This is a genomic window from Cobetia sp. D5 (assembly GCF_035666195.1).
Lineage (GTDB): Bacteria > Pseudomonadota > Gammaproteobacteria > Pseudomonadales > Halomonadaceae > Cobetia > Cobetia amphilecti.
Genome location: NZ_CP142020.1, coordinates 3,629,604 through 3,644,706 on the forward strand (window position 1 = coordinate 3,629,604; position 15,103 = coordinate 3,644,706).

Here is a 15,103-nt window from a genome sequence, read left to right on the forward strand (position 1 = left end):
GATTTCACGACAGTGCCGAGCGATGGCACTCATCCAGTGATAAACCCAAAAGGCGCAGGCAACCACACTGCGTTCGTCGAGCTGCCCGCGGGCATGACTCGCTACGTCTCAGTGTGACTGCCTGCGCCCGGTTGTTGAACGGTCGTTTGGTCGCAGAAGTGACGATGGTCTACTCGCGCTTGGCGCCCGACACCTCTGACAGCGATCGCGGCTGGAAGCTCTCGGCCTGGGCCATCGCCCAGACACGACGATAGAAGGGATAGTCATCCCCTTGCGTCAGCAGTGCGCCCTTGGTCAGGAAGGGATGCAGGTGCGAGAACAGCTTGACCTCATTCTCGGAGACACGATGCACCAGGTGGTCCGGGGTGATCTGCCAGGGCGTATGCAGGCCCGCCGCCGACAGGATCTCGGCCAGCGCATGCAGGGTGTTGTGATGGAAGTGACGCACCTGATCGGCCTTGTCTTCCACGACCAGCGATTTCTGGCGCAGATCATCCTGGGTGGCGATCCCCGTCGGGCACTTGTTGGTGTGACAGCTCAGTGACTGGATGCAGCCCAGCGCGAACATGTAACCGCGTGCGGCATTGACCCAGTCCGCCCCAAGCGCCATCACGCAGGCGATATCGAAGGCACTGATGATCTTGCCGCTGACCCCGATGCGCACCTCATCACGCAGCCCTGCGCCCACCAGCGAGTTGTGGACAAACTGCAGCCCTTCACGCAGCGGGGTGCCGAGGTGGTCGGTGAATTCGGTCGGCGCGGCGCCGGTGCCGCCCTCACTGCCATCGACGACGATGAAATCGGGCACGATCCCCGTCTCGAGCATCGCCTTGACGATGGCCATGAACTCCCACGGCTGACCGAGGCACAGCTTGAAGCCCACCGGCTTGCCACCCGACAGCTCGCGCAGGCGCTGGATGAAGCTCAACAGCTCAAGCGGTGTGGAGAACTCACCGTGGTTGGAGGGCGAGATGCAGTCCTTGCCCATCGGAATCCCGCGCGTCTCGGCGATCTCCTCGCTGATCTTGCTGGCCGGCAACACGCCCCCGTGGCCGGGCTTGGCACCCTGGCTGAGCTTGATCTCGATCATCTTGACCTGCTCGCTGGCCGCCTGACGGGCAAACTTCTCGCCATCGAAGCGCCCTTCCTCGTCGCGGCAGCCGAAGTAGCCACTGCCCAGCTCCCAGATCAGATCGCCCCCGAATTCGCGGTGATAGGGACTGATGCTGCCTTCGCCGGTGTCATGGGCGAAGTTGCCCAGCCTGGCGCCCTTGTTCAGGGCGCGGATGGCATTGGCGCTCAAGGAGCCGAAGCTCATCGCCGAGATATTGAACAGCGAGGCATTGTAAGGATGCGAGCACTGGGAGTTGCCGACGTTGAGACGAAAGCCCTTGGGGTCCGGCACGCTCGAGGTCTGCATGGAGTGGCCGATGAACTCATAGCTGTCGGAATAGACATCGAGCAAGGTGCCGAACGGCTGGGAGGAGTTGTGCTGACGGCCACGCGCATAGACCAGCTCGCGCTGCTTGTGGGAAAACGGCAGCTGATCGGTGTCCGACTCGAACAGGTACTGACGCATTTCCGGACGCAGCGCCTTGAACAGATAACGCATGTTGCCGATCACCGGATAGTTGCGACGCACGGCGTAATCCGGCTGCTGCATGTCGTAGATGCCGACGGCGACCAGAAAGGCCATCAGCAGCGTCAGCGGCCATATCCAGGGCGTCAGCTCCGACAGCCCCAGGCAGACCAGCAAGCCGAGGACACAGAGCCCGAAGACGGAGTAGCGAGGTAACAGCGACCATTTCAGTTTCATCAAGGCTTCCTTTGCCAGCGAACAGCAATGTCAGGGCTGTCGTTGTGGGAGGGTCAGGGGTTGCGGCCAGGGGTTGTGATCAAGAGTCGCGACCACGGGTTGCGTCCAGTGCGGCGGCCACGGAACACGCCATGCCTGTCAGGGAGGCATCATCATCGATAGCGATGGCGACATCACGATGACGCCAGCCTGCCGTATGCCGGGCCGACTGTCCTGCTCAACGGTGGAACCCGCTGTTGAGCCAGTCGCACCACGATGCTTTCGGCATGCCTGTAAACAAGAAGACGCCCTCGTGGCGTGAACCACGAAGGCGTCTCCCGTTACTGCATTTCGCCACTGGTGGCGTGCGCCAGCCTCATCGGCCGATGAGGCCGAGTCGCTGGCGCGTCACGTCGCTCAGTCAACCCAGCGACGGGCATTGCGGAACATGCGCAACCAGGCGCCATCCTGCTGCCAGTCGTCCGGACGCCAGGAGTTGGTGACGGCACGCGCCACACGCTCCGGGTGCGGCATCATGATGGTCACGCGACCATCATCGGTGGTCAGACCTGTGATGCCGGACGGCGAGCCGTTCGGGTTGGCCGGATAACGCGTGGTGGTCTGGCCGTAGTTGTCGACGTAACGCAGCGCGACCTGGCCGCTGCTCTGCATCTTGCGCAGGTGAGCGCTGTCGCGGAACTCGGCACGCCCTTCGCCATGCGCGATGGCGATCGGCAGGCGCGAGCCTTCCATGCCATCGAGGAACAGCGAGGCGCTCTTCTCGACTTCGACCATCGCGACACGGGCCTCGAACTGCTCGGACTCGTTGCGCACGAAGCGCGGCCAGGCCTCGGCACCCGGGATCAGCTCCTTGAGCTGGGAGAGCATCTGGCAACCGTTGCAGACGCCCAGCGCGAAGCTGTCGTCACGGTTGAAGAAGCGCTCGAACTGTTCACGCGCACGCGCATTGAACAGCACTGACTTGGCCCAGCCACCGCCAGCGCCCAGCACGTCACCGTAGGAGAAGCCGCCACAGGCGACCAGGCCCCGCATGGTGTCCAGATCGACACGCCCTTCGAGGATGTCGCTCATGTGGACATCGACGGCCTCGAAGCCGGCACGGTCGAAGCTTGCCGCCATCTCGAGCTGACCATTGACGCCCTGCTCGCGCAGGATCGCCATGCGCGGACGTGCACCGGTGTTCAGGTACGGCGCCGCGATATCCTCGTTGACGTCGAAGGTGGCCTGGGCGGTCAGGCCCGGGTCACGCACGTCGTTGATGGACTCGAATTCGCTCTTGGCGCAATCGGCGTTGTCACGTGCGGCCTGCATGCGATAGCTGGTCTCGGCCCACAGGCGCTCGGCACTGGCGCGGGTGGTGGAGAGCAGGTTCTGGCCCAGCAGCGTGATGTTGATCTGCTCATCGGCACGCGGCGTGGCGATCACGCCACTGTGCTCGAGGCCCACGGCCTTGAGCTCGGCGAGGATGGACTCGGTATGCTCGCGACGCACCTGCACCACGGCACCCAGTTCTTCGGCGAACAGCGCGCCGGTGGCCTGACCCGGCTCGGCGGCGGTCCAGTCGAGGGAGATATCGAGACCGACACGTCCCGCGAAGGACATTTCCATCAAGGTGGTCAACAGACCACCGTCGCTGCGGTCGTGATAGGCCAGCAGCTTGCCTTCGACATTGAAGCGCTGGATGGCCTCGAAGAAGTGCTTGAGGTCTTCGGGCTTGGCAAGATCCGGCGCTTCGTTGCCGACCTGACCATAGACCTGCGCCAACGCGGAGCCACCGAGGCGGTGAGCGCCATGGCCGAGATCGATCAGGATCAGATCTGTCTCCACGGCCTCGCCATTCAGCGTGCGACGCAGCTGCGGCGTGAGGGTACGCATGGCATCGGTGACCGGCGCGAAGCCTGTCATCACCAGCGACAGCGGCGCGGTGATCGACTTGTCTTCGCCGTTCTCGTCCTGCCAGGCGGTGCGCATGGACATGGAGTCCTTGCCGACCGGAATGGTCAGGTCCAGCGCCGGGCACAGTTCCATGCCGACGGCGTGGACGGCCTCGTAGAGCGCCTGATTCTCGCCGGTGTGATCGGCAGCGCTCATCCAGTTGGCGGACAGCTTGATGTCAGACAGCTTGGCGATCGGCGCGGCGGCCAGGTTGGTGATCACCTCGGCCACGGCCAGACGCGCGGACGCGGCCGGCGAGATCAGTGCGACCGGCGTACGCTCGCCCATCGCCATCGCTTCACCGACATGGCTGTCGAGGGAGCTGGTGGTGACGGCGCAATCGGCCACCGGCACCTGCCACGGACCGACCATCTGGTCGCGCGCGACCATACCGGTGATCGAGCGGTCACCGATGGTGATCAGGAATTTCTTGGAGGCGACGGTGGGCAGCTGCAGCACACGGGTCATCGCTTCGCGCGGGTCGAGGTTGTCGAGACCCAGCGCCGGCAGTTCCAGCGTCTGGCGCTCGAAGCTGCGTGACATCTTGGGCGGCTTGCCGAACAGCACGTCCATCGGCAGATCGACCGGACGCGTATCGAAGTGACCATCCTTGACGACCAGCTCGTGCTCCTCGAGGGCTTCACCGACCACGGCGTACAGGCAACGCTCACGCTCGCACAGGGCTTCGAAGGTGGCCAGATTCTCCGGCGCCACCGCCAGCACGTAACGTTCCTGGGATTCGTTGCACCAGATTTCCAGCGGGCTCATGCCGGATTCGGCGCTCGGCACGGCGCGCAGGTCGAACAGGCCACCGCGACCGCCATCCTTGACCAGCTCCGGCAGTGCGTTGGACAGACCGCCCGCGCCGACGTCGTGGATGAAGCAGATCGGGTTCTTGTCATCCAGCGCCCAGCAGCGATCGATGACTTCCTGCACGCGACGCTCCATCTCGGCGTTGTCACGCTGCACGGAGGCGAAATCGAGGTCTTCGCTGGAGCTGCCGGAGGCCATGGAAGAGGCAGCACCGCCGCCCAGACCGATCAGCATCGCCGGGCCGCCCATCACGATCAGCTTGGCGCCGACCGGAATATCGCCCTTCTCGACGTGCTGGCTGCGGATGTTGCCGTAACCGCCGGCGAGCATGATCGGCTTGTGATAGCCACGACGCTCGATGCCGCCGGCACCGAAGGCATCCTGCTCGTAGGTACGGAAGTAGCCGTTGAGGTTGGGACGGCCGAATTCGTTGTTGAACGCAGCGCCCCCGATCGGGCCTTCGAGCATGATGTCGTAGGCGGTCTTGATGCGCTCCGGCTTGCCGTAGTCGTGCTCCCACGGCTGTTCGAAGCCCGGGATACGCAGGTTGGAGACGCTGAAGCCGGTCAGACCCGCTTTCGGCTTGGAGCCGACACCGGTCGCACCTTCATCACGGATCTCGCCACCGGCACCGGTCGCGGCGCCCGGATAGGGAGCGATGGCGGTCGGGTGGTTGTGGGTCTCGACCTTCATCAGGATGTTGATCGGTTCCTGATGGTAGCGATAGATGTGGCCTTCGCCTGTCGGGAAGTAACGCCCGGCAGTCGGACCTTCCATCACGGCGGCGTTGTCACTGTAGGCGGACAGCACGCCATCCGGATGATGCTGGTAGGTGTTCTTGATCATCTTGAACAGCGAGTGCGACTGCGCCTCGCCGTCGATGGTCCAGTCCGCATTGAAGATCTTGTGGCGGCAATGCTCGGAGTTCGCCTGAGCGAACATCATCAGTTCGATGTCGGCAGGATTGCGGCCCAGAGTCTTGAAGGACTCGACCAGATAATCGATCTCGTCATCGGCCAGCGCCAGACCCAGGCTACCGTTGGCCTTGGCCAGGGCTTCGCGGCCACCGCCGAGGATGTCGACATGGGCAAGCTTGGCAGGTGCCTGATGCTGGAACAGACGTGCCGCGTCCTGAGTGCGGGTCAATACCGTCTCGGTCATGCGGTCGTGCAGTCGGGAGGACAGCGTGGCGAAGAGCTCTTCGCTCAGGGGCGCGTCCAGCTTGATGCGGTAGGCGATGCCACGCTCGAGGCGGCGGACTTGCGGCAGGCCGCAGTTGGCGGCGATATCCGTGGCCTTGGAAGACCAGGGAGACAGCGTGCCGAGGCGGGGGATGACGAGGAAGAGATGTCCTTCCGGAGCGCTCTCGTCACGACTGGGGCCGTAGTCCAGCAGGCGCTCCAGTGTTGTCCGATCGGAACTGCTCAGTTCACCATCGACCTCGGCCAGATGAAGGTACTCGGCATGAAGAGATTCCACCTCCGGCACCAGCTCGCGTAATGCAGCCAGTAGACGGGTGTGACGGAAGGCGGAAAGGGCAGGCGCGCCTCGCAGTTCGAGCATGGTCAGGGAAAGCCTCTGAAGCAGCGTGAACGGACAACCGCCAAACGGCGGCAGCAAGCGCATATCATACGTGAAAGGCGAGCCTTAACGAAGCCCGCAGGCGACATGCGTTGGATGACAGTGTGTTGAGCTGCCGGTATGGTGGAAGCCCTGCCGTGAATGATGCTGACGCATGCTCAAGACTTCGCCCTCTTCTCTCATTCCGCCCGTGCGACAGCTGCTGCGCCACGCGCGGCGTTTCCTCGTCGCGGCGCTGGCCCTCGCCTTGCTGATACTGCCCGAGCGCACCCTCATCGAGATGCCCACGCGGCTGGACGATGTCCGCGCGCGCGACTTCATTCAGGTCGCCACGCGCAATACCCCCACGACCTTCTATCGTGGCCGTCAGGGGCCTACCGGTTTCGAATACGAGCTGGCACGGGACTTCGCCGATTATCTTGGCGTGAGTCTGTCGATGGATTCCGAGCACAATATCGAGAGCCTGACCCAGAGCGTGCTCAATGATCAGGCCGATCTTGCGGCCGCGACCCTGCCGCTGGATCTCTCCGAACAGGACCTGCGCTTCTCGCGCCCCATCCTCGAATTGCAGGCGATGGTGGTCTATCGCCGCGGGATGCACCCGCCCAAGGAATTGAAGGATCTGGTCGGCAAGCGCATCGGCGTCATCAAGGGCGCCGGCACCAGCCTGGTACTGCGCGAAGTCCAGCAGGACATCCCCGAGCTCAGCTGGAAGGAAACCGGCGAGCTTGAGGTGGCGGACCTGCTGCAACGCATCGAGGAAGACAAGCTGGATGCGGCGGTCGTCTATGCCCATCAATTCAAGCTCAATCGCCTGTTCTTCCCCAATGTGGAGAACGGCTTCGACGTGGGCGATCCGCTGACCCTGGCCTGGGCCTTCCCCGCGCATGGCGACATCTCATTGCTGACCGCCGCCAATGATTTTCTCGAGACACGTCGCCAGGATGGCACCCTCGATCAATTGGTCGAGCGCTATTTCGGCCATGATGACTATCTCGAGTATGTCGGCGCACGGACCTTCATCCGCCAGGCACGCGACCGCCTGCCGCGTTATATCGACACCTTCAAGGAAGCCGCGCGCGAAACCGGCATCGACTGGAAACTGCTGGCCGCCACGGGCTATCAGGAATCGCACTGGCAGCCGAAGGCCACCTCTCCCACGGGGGTGCGCGGCCTGATGATGCTGACCAATGTGACGGCGCGCGAAATGAAGATCGCCAACCGTTTGGACCCCGTTCAGAGCATCGATGGTGGCTCACGCTATCTTGTGAGTATAAAGGGACGCTTGCCGGACGAGATCAAGGAACCGGATCGCACCTGGATGACGCTGGCAGCCTACAATGTCGGCCTGGGTCACCTGTTTGACGCCAGACGGATCGTGAAGATGAAGGGCGGCGACCCGAATCGCTGGAAGGATGTCCGCGAAGCCCTGCCCTTGCTGCAGAATCGTGAGTGGTACCAGAAAGTCCGTTATGGTTATGCACGTGGCGGAGAACCTGTCATCTATGTCCGCAATATCCGTCGTTATTATGAAATACTGAATTATGTTTACCGTAGCCAGCAGCAGTTCTATCAGCTGGATGAGCGTCCGATTACCGACGACGAAGGCGACAGCAACCCCTTCGATACAGTGCCTCCGATTCTCTGAGGATGGAGTTCGGACCGTCAGCACTCCGGTGCCTCAAGTGCACGCATCTTCACCACGCATCAAGAGCCTCTAAGGACAGGGAATGACACGCAGACTCGTCTTGATGTCGCTAAGCCTGATCGCGTTCGGCATCGCCTTGCTGGGGCTCTGGCCGTCTGCCGGCAATGAAGCCAATGCGCTGCTGCTGATGATGTTGACCCTGCAAGCCGCCGGCCAGGCTGCCTGGCATTGGCGCAATACCTCCCTCAGTCAGCTGTTCCTCAGCGCCTCATTGATCCTCAATATCCTGCTGATCTGCACCTTCCTGCTACCGGAAAGCTGGGTGGGGGTGGACCACTGGGGAGACCTGCTGATCAATCTGCCGGGCGATTGGCACATCGCCAATATCCGCCCGCCTATCCTGATCCTGTTCGCCTGTTTCGGCCTCACTACCTGCGCCCTGTTGCGCATGCGACTGGGGTTCGGCTCTGCCATCCAGCTGACGCAAGTCACGCTGCTGTTGCTGTTTGCCATGATGTCCGATGCCAGTCTTTCCGTCGCCAGCATGGTGCTGGCAGGCCCGGAACGCATCACGCTGACCAGCTTCGTCAGTCTGCTGTTGATCGCTCAATGGATCGATCTACAGCCGGCATTCATGCAGATGTGGCGCCGCAATCTCATACCGCTGATCATTTCCTCCTCGATCACCCTGGTCTGTCTGCTCGCCTGGCAGCAGCAGAGCCAGGACGAGAACAATCGCATCAACCAGTCGACCTACGTACTGGGCGACAAGATCGCCACGGAGCTGTCTCGCGAGATCAACGACCAGCTCAATGCGATGCGACGTTTCGCCGGTTTCTGGAGCCTGATGGGGCAGACACCGTCACGCGGAGAGTGGCAACGCCTGGCACGCAGCTATTACAAGGATTTCGATTACTTCCAGAACATCGCCTTCATCGACCCGGACAGCGTGATAACGCGCGTCTTCCCAGACAAGGGCCGCAATCATGATGTGCTGGGCGTACGCCTGCTGGATGCTCAGCCGGATACGCCGCTGCGCAACCCGCTGGAACTTGGCATCGAGGGCCATACCGGCATCATCGACCTGATTCAGGGCGGCAAGGGCATGGTGTCCTACCTGCCGGTGCGCGATCCTCGTGATGGCACCATCCTGGGGGCGATCGCCATGGTGGTGGATCTGGCCCCTCTGCTCGACAGGGCCATGGACACGGCACGCAATGAGGCATTTGCGGTCACCCTGTCAGAGCGCGGCAACATCTATATCCATGTCGGCCCGGAAAGCCGTCTGGCGCCCTGGGGCCATCGCATCCCCATCGAGCTGCCCGCCACCGACCTGACCCTGGGTCTGCAGCCGACACAGCAGTTCCTGGCGGCCACTCGCGGCCGTCTGCCGGAAGTGACGTTGCTGACGGGCATGCTGCTGGCCTATCTGCTCTTCCTGGTGATCTACATGTATCGCCGCGTCTCGCAGGAGCACGGCATCGTCAAGAATGCCAATGATGCACTTCGCGAAGAGATGGTGCGGCGAGAGCGACTGCAGAACGAGATCCAGTGGCTGGCGCGTCACGACGAGCTGACCCAGCTGCCCAATCGTCGCTATTTCCTCGAGCAGGTGCAGAGCTTCAGCGGCAAGATGCCTCTGACGGTCATGATTCTGGATATCGACTTCTTCAAGACGATCAACGACAAACTGGGTCACTTGGAGGGAGATCGCTACCTGCAGAAGATTGCCGCCGTCTCACGGGCGCCCGTGGAGTCTGCCGGCGGCATACTGGCGCGCTTCGGTGGCGAGGAGTTCGTGGTGTGCATTCCGGAATGCCCGCGCGCGGTAGGCCGCACTCTGGCGGAAGAGCTGCGGCGTGCCGTGCAGGCTGCAGGACTGCCGCAGCCCGCCACGGACAGCGTCGTCACGGTATCCGTGGGCATGGCATGCGTGGCGCGCGCTCCGTTGCGGCTGGATGCACTGTTGCAGGCAGCGGATGAGGCGCTGTATCGCGCCAAGTCCAGTGGTCGCAATCAGGTTCAGGTCGCTGCCTGACGACTCATGGAGACCAACACGATCGCAACGCGGAGAGATCTGTGCGAGCGGAACTGAGCGGAAAGACCTGCTCGGGCGGATCTGAGCGGAAGGTTCAGCATGAAAGGATCAGCGCGGAAGCTCACCGCGCCGCTCAGCGAAGAAGGACTTGAGCAAGCGCTTGGCCTGAGCGGCCAATAGCCCCCCTTCCACCTCGACGTGATGGTTATGCCAGGGCTGTGCAAACAGGTTGGCACGCGATTCCACCATGCCGGTCTTCGGCTCTGCCGCCCCGTAGACGACCCGCTTCACCCGCGCGTGGATCAAGGCGCCACTGCACATCATGCAGGGCTCCAGCGTCACATACAGCGTGCAATCGTCGAGACGATAGTTGCCGAGTCGGGCCGCCGCCGCGCGCAAGGCCTGCACCTCGGCATGTGCCGTCGGGTCCGGGGTGCTGACCGGCGCATTGTAGCCAGTGCCGATGATGTCGCCCTGGGGATCCACCACCACCGCGCCGACAGGCACCTCGCCAGCCTCGAATGCCAGCCGCGCCTGGTCCAGCGCCCGATGCATATAGTAATGATCCCCACGTGGCCCACTCCGGGCCTGCGGCGCTATCGCCAACTCGTCACTCACCGTTGTTCTCCGGTATCCTGAGGCCATTGTTTCGCTCACCATGATAACGGCTTGGCGCTCGCGCTTCCTCCTGCATTGCCCGACCCGCTCGGTCTGGCACTGCTCCGAGCGCCTGCCCCTCAGCACAAGGATAGATCCATGACCCAAACAGCTACTGCGCCTCTTGAGGCTCTGGTCACCCTGCTGGGTCTTGAGACCCTGGAAGAGAACCTGTTCAGAGGGCACAGTCAGGACCTCGGCTTCCCTCAGCTATTTGGTGGACAGGTACTCGGACAAGCGCTGTCCGCAGCGACACGCACGGTACCGGTCGAACGCCAGGTTCACTCTCTGCATGGCTACTTCCTGCGCCCGGGCGATGCCCACAAGCCTGTCATCTATCAGGTTGATGGCGTGCGTGATGGCGGCAGTTTCACGACCCGCCGCATCAGTGCCATCCAGAATGGCAAGACCATCTTCTTCTGCAGCGCCTCCTTCCATGGCAAGGAGGCGGGATTCGAGCATCAGCTCGCCATGCCCGATATCGAGTCCCCAGAGCAGTTGATCGAACAGGGGGCACGTATCGAGCGCTACGAAGGCCACCCCATCGAGTTCCTGCGCCTGAAGGCGCCGATCACGGCGAGTGATGATGACGCCTGCCCCCCACCACGCCAGCGGCTGTGGTTCCGACTGGCAGGCGAGCTGCCGGAAGATGATGCCCTACATCGCTACCTGCTGACTTACAGCTCCGACTTCAATCTGCTGGCGACAGGCCTCGGCGGACATGGTGTGCGGTTCGGTTCGCCCGAACTGCAAATGGCGAGCCTGGATCACTCGCTATGGTTCCACCGCGATGTACGCGTCAATGATTGGCTGCTCTACGAGATGGATAGCCCGTGGGCGGGAGGCGCACGCAGCTTCGCTCGCGGCAGCCTCTACAACCGGCACGGTGAACTGGTGGCATCCAGCGCCCAGGAAGGCCTGACACGCCTGCGCAAACGTCCCTGAACGAATCGCCCTGTGCGAATTGTCCTGTGCGAATTGTCCTGAGCGAATCGTCCTGAACAACAATGCCCCTCCTGAGACATTCTCAGGAGGGGCATTGTCATTTTTGGCTGCGTCTATCTACAACCTACAGCACTGAGAGTAGCGCACTGCGACTCACTATTATCGCGTCATTACGGGAGTCACTTCAGTGCTGTTCTGACGCGCGTGCAGTTTTCATCCCGATAGCGCTGCTTGTAGTCATTGCGCTGGGACTGCCAACTTCGCATCTGGCCCGACGACCCGCCGCCGCGACGCCTATCGGTATAATATTCGATCTTGTCCTTGATGAACTGACAGCGCTCTATCTTCCTCTCTCGCTCCCCGGCAGATGCCATTTCTGATGACATCAGCCCCATCAAAAGGGCCATCATCCCTGCCACTAGAAGTCTTGATAACGAATATGAAAAGCCCCTCGACATGTCGCCTCCTTGCGCCTGTTCATGGATAGCTTCAATGAGTGATATTCAATGACAGCGCAGACACCGAGCAGGTGCAGCAACAGCAAAGATATCTCCCGATAAAGATACCTCTCAACAGCGTGGAATGCCTGTCGATCAAGTACACTCAATGGAGCGTCAGAACGCTTTCCCAGTGATACTGATCCATAAATAAAGATGCCTCTATCACAGAAGTGATAGAGGCATCTTTGTCTCATATAGCTCATGTAGCCATGTCTTGTGCTATACGCATTTACCCCAGCACGGCAGTTCTTTTGCGCCAACTTTCCCTGAGCACGGCTTTTCCTGCACACAAAGAGAACCGCCCCTGTAGCAAGGCTACAGGGGCGGTTCGGTATAAGTGCCTGACGAACTTTTCATGACTGTCATGGGGCGGCCATCCGCGACTCTTGCAGGGAGAAACCCTACCTGGCGGGGCTATCACAGTAAGCGTTCGGGCATCACCGCTTGTGAGTGATCACGCAGTATGCTGCCAATGATGGGGCAGAAGTTCGTGCACTTGGCTAGCCTTTTGGGTCGGCAGCCTTTCCAGCACATTCTTCAGGTAGGTATAGGGCTCATGGCCGTTCAGCTTGGCACACTGAATGAGGCTCATGATGGTGGCAGCACGCTGGCCACTGCGCAGAGATCCGGCGAACAGCCAGTTTGAACGCCCCAGCGCCCAGGGGCGAATCAGGTTCTCCACCCGGTTGTTATCGATCGGCAACGCGCCGTCATCCAGGTAGCGCGTCAACGCCGTCCAGCGCTTCAGGCTGTAAGCCAACGCTTTCGCCGTCGCCGAACCATTCGGGACCTTCTCGCGATGCGCCAGCATCCAGCGATGTAGCGCATCGGCGATGGGCTTTGCTTTCGTCTCCCGCAGCCGTTGACGCTCTTCTGCACTGAGTGACTGTACCTCACGCTCCACCTGGTATAGCTGACCGATCAGTTCGATAGCCTGCCCGGCGATCTGGCTCTTGCCAGCGACGTGCAGATCGACAAATTTACGGCGGGCATGGGCCATGCAACCGATCTCGGTAACACCGTTGGCGAAGCTCTGCTTGTAGCCACTGTAGTCGTCACAGACCAGCTTGCCCCGCCACTTCCCGAGGAAGTCGCGGGCATGTTGTCCGCCACGTCCCTCGCTGAAGTCGTAGATTATGGCCTTCAACCCGGCATACGGGGTGGTGGCGTAGGCCCAGAGATAGGCGCGGTGCGTCTTCTTCTTGCCAGGGGCCAGCATCGGTACCGGCGTTTCGTCGGCATGCAGCACCGGCTCGTTGAGCAACACTTCACGCAGTGCATCGATCAGCGGCTGAAGTCGCACCCCGCAGGTGCCGACCCACTCGGCCAGGGTGGAGCGCGGAATCGCTACGCCGGCGCGGGCGAAGATCTGCTCCTGGCGATAGAGTGGCAGGTGATCAGCATATTTGGCGATCAGCACCTGGGCCAGCAAGCCGGCGGTGGGGATGCCCTTGTCAATGATCTGCGTCGGCATCGGTGCCTGGGTCAGTGTCTCGCATTGGTCGCAGACCCACTTGCCACGGATATGCCGCTCGACGTGGAACACGCCCGGCGTGTAATCCAACTTCTCACTGATTTCCTCGCCGATCCGCCTCAGCTGACAACCACACCGGCAGTGATCATTCTCCGGATCATGATGAATCTCGGTGCGCGGTAGCTCGGGAGGTAAGGGCGTGCGCTTGGGCGTCTTCCTTGCCACTGGCGTGGCAGCAGTGAGGTGGAGCTCTTCCAGCTCGGTCTCGATGGCAGCAATGTCGGCGTCCACCCCTTCCTCCAGCAGGCTGATCTGCAGGACATTGAGATGCTCGCTGCGCTTGCCGAAGGCGTGGCGCTTGAGCAATGCCATTTCATAGGTCAGCTTTTGATTGACCTGCTCGCTGTGGCGTAGCGCTTTCTCCTTTTCCTCCACCTGCGTCATCAGCGTTGCCGCCAAGTGGCGGAGCTGATCGGGAGAGAGTTGAGTCAAGTCGGGGGGCGTCGTCATTCCGCCAGTATGCCAGCCCGCCGAAGGCAGTGGGATTGGCGCATCAGCGAATAGCGGGCCGGGAGGTTCTGTGCCGTACCTGGCCTGGCGTGTCAGACGACAGAGATGACGCCGTCGGTGCCGAGACGCTGCCAGGGTAGGCCCTGCACCAGTGCCATGGCCTGCTCGGGGCAGAGCTCGACGCAATCGCCATGCCGGTTGCCAGCCCAATGGAACTTGCCCTGGTTCAGGCGCCTGGCGCACAGCCAGATGCCCAGACCATCGTGGACCAGCACCTTCATGCGGTTGCCACGCCGGTTGGCGAACAGATAAGCACAGTGCGGGCGAGCCGCGCCGAAGACCTTCACCACTCGGGCCAACGCAGTGTCCGGACCGGCCCGCATATCCAGGGGGGCGGTAGCCAGCCAGATTTCGTCGATGCGGATCATGCGAGCAGCTCCCGAATCAGAGATCGACAGGTGTCGGCCTCCGAGGCAGGCCACTCGATGACCATCGGGCCGTTGGGGTGCGGGATGGTGAGGCGAATAGGGTCCGCCACCTGATGCTGGGAAGTGGCCGGTGACAACTCGCGAGTCATGGGCACCGGTACAAATGCCGGTATTTCTGGCACAGCCGTTTGCTGACGGGTGGTACGGATCCAATTGTAGACCAGGTTAGCATTCAGGCTGTGCTCCAACGCCACTCCGGCAACGGAGGCACCGGGTTGCTGACACGCTTCGACGATCCTGGCCTTGAAGGCGGCAGTGAAGCGGCGACGCTTGCGAGGAACTTCCAACACGCTTGATTCCGTCATGATAAGTGTCCACTTATTGATAGGTGGACATCTAACGTGACGGAGTTCAGGACTCTGCGGTAGATGGGATCACCGGTCGCTTACCTATCACACCAATGATCTAGCAGCTTTCATCAGCAATTCTCGGCACAATTTGCTTGCACGAGGCTTTTTTGCGCCAATTTTTTCTGCGCACAAAGAGAACCGCCCCTGCAGCAAGGCTACAGGGGCGGTTCGGGATAAGTGCCTGACGATGACCTACTCTCACATGGAGAAACTCCACACTACCATCGGCGCTAAGCGGTTTCACTTCCGAGTTCGGCATGGGATCGGGTGGTTCACGCTCGCTATGGTCGTCAGGCGAAACGGTGGCATCTTGCGATGCCTGAGTCCCGAGGCTTTTGGCCTCGCGAC

At 61.7% G+C, this 15,103-nt stretch carries 10 protein-coding genes and 1 rRNA gene; 3 read left to right on the forward strand and 8 right to left on the reverse strand.

All coding sequences use genetic code 11. The features are described from left to right. Positions 1 to 169: 169 nt before the first annotated feature. Positions 170 to 1,816, reverse strand: a complete 1,647-nt coding sequence (locus U0O11_RS15045; protein WP_199852285.1) for an FMN-binding glutamate synthase family protein — start codon at positions 1,814 to 1,816, stop codon at positions 170 to 172. A 396-nt stretch (positions 1,817 to 2,212) separates the two neighbouring features. Beyond that, positions 2,213 to 6,127 (reverse strand): phosphoribosylformylglycinamidine synthase, encoded by a 3,915-nt coding sequence (gene purL / locus U0O11_RS15050; RefSeq protein ID WP_324690616.1) that lies wholly within the window; start codon positions 6,125 to 6,127, stop codon positions 2,213 to 2,215. A 172-nt stretch (positions 6,128 to 6,299) separates the two neighbouring features. On the opposite strand from purL, the gene mltF reads away from it, so the two are divergent. Together mltF and U0O11_RS15060 are read left to right on the forward strand one after the other, a co-directional pair. Beyond that, positions 6,300 to 7,793: a membrane-bound lytic murein transglycosylase MltF gene (gene mltF / locus U0O11_RS15055; RefSeq protein ID WP_082388806.1), complete on the forward strand. Its 1,494-nt coding sequence runs from the start codon at positions 6,300 to 6,302 to the stop codon at positions 7,791 to 7,793. Positions 7,794 to 7,875: 82 nt separating this feature from the next. Further along, a complete protein-coding gene (locus U0O11_RS15060) occupies positions 7,876 to 9,831 on the forward strand; it encodes a GGDEF domain-containing protein (RefSeq protein ID WP_052384859.1) in 1,956 nt (651 codons plus the stop codon). Positions 9,832 to 9,939: 108 nt separating this feature from the next. Here the strand turns inward: U0O11_RS15060 and tadA are convergent, their stop codons facing one another. After that, complete coding sequence (tadA, locus tag U0O11_RS15065; RefSeq protein ID WP_279836850.1) at positions 9,940 to 10,386, reverse strand: tRNA adenosine(34) deaminase TadA; 447 nt, start codon at positions 10,384 to 10,386, stop codon at positions 9,940 to 9,942. Positions 10,387 to 10,587: 201 nt separating this feature from the next. Between tadA and U0O11_RS15070 the strand changes: the two genes are divergently transcribed. After that, positions 10,588 to 11,433: an acyl-CoA thioesterase gene (locus U0O11_RS15070; protein ID WP_248380608.1), complete on the forward strand. Its 846-nt coding sequence runs from the start codon at positions 10,588 to 10,590 to the stop codon at positions 11,431 to 11,433. Between the two features lie 179 nt (positions 11,434 to 11,612). On the opposite strand, the gene U0O11_RS15075 is transcribed toward U0O11_RS15070, so the two are convergent. The 5 genes from U0O11_RS15075 to rrf form a co-directional block, all read right to left on the reverse strand. Beyond that, complete coding sequence (locus U0O11_RS15075) at positions 11,613 to 11,891, reverse strand: hypothetical protein (protein WP_054556829.1); 279 nt, start codon at positions 11,889 to 11,891, stop codon at positions 11,613 to 11,615. Between the two features lie 496 nt (positions 11,892 to 12,387). After that, positions 12,388 to 13,917 carry an IS66 family transposase gene (tnpC, locus tag U0O11_RS15080; protein ID WP_324689573.1) on the reverse strand — a complete coding sequence of 510 codons (1,530 nt, stop codon included), beginning with the start codon at positions 13,915 to 13,917 and terminating at the stop codon, positions 12,388 to 12,390. 92 nt (positions 13,918 to 14,009) lie between these two features. Next, complete coding sequence (tnpB, locus tag U0O11_RS15085) at positions 14,010 to 14,345, reverse strand: IS66 family insertion sequence element accessory protein TnpB (RefSeq protein ID WP_175090695.1); 336 nt, start codon at positions 14,343 to 14,345, stop codon at positions 14,010 to 14,012. Continuing rightward, complete coding sequence (gene tnpA, locus U0O11_RS15090; RefSeq protein WP_324689574.1) at positions 14,342 to 14,695, reverse strand: IS66-like element accessory protein TnpA; 354 nt, start codon at positions 14,693 to 14,695, stop codon at positions 14,342 to 14,344. Before tnpA ends, tnpB begins: the two co-directional genes overlap by 4 nt. A gap of 239 nt (positions 14,696 to 14,934) precedes the next feature. Then, positions 14,935 to 15,050: ribosomal RNA gene (rrf, locus tag U0O11_RS15095) — 5S ribosomal RNA — on the reverse strand. Positions 15,051 to 15,103: the final 53 nt, after the last annotated feature.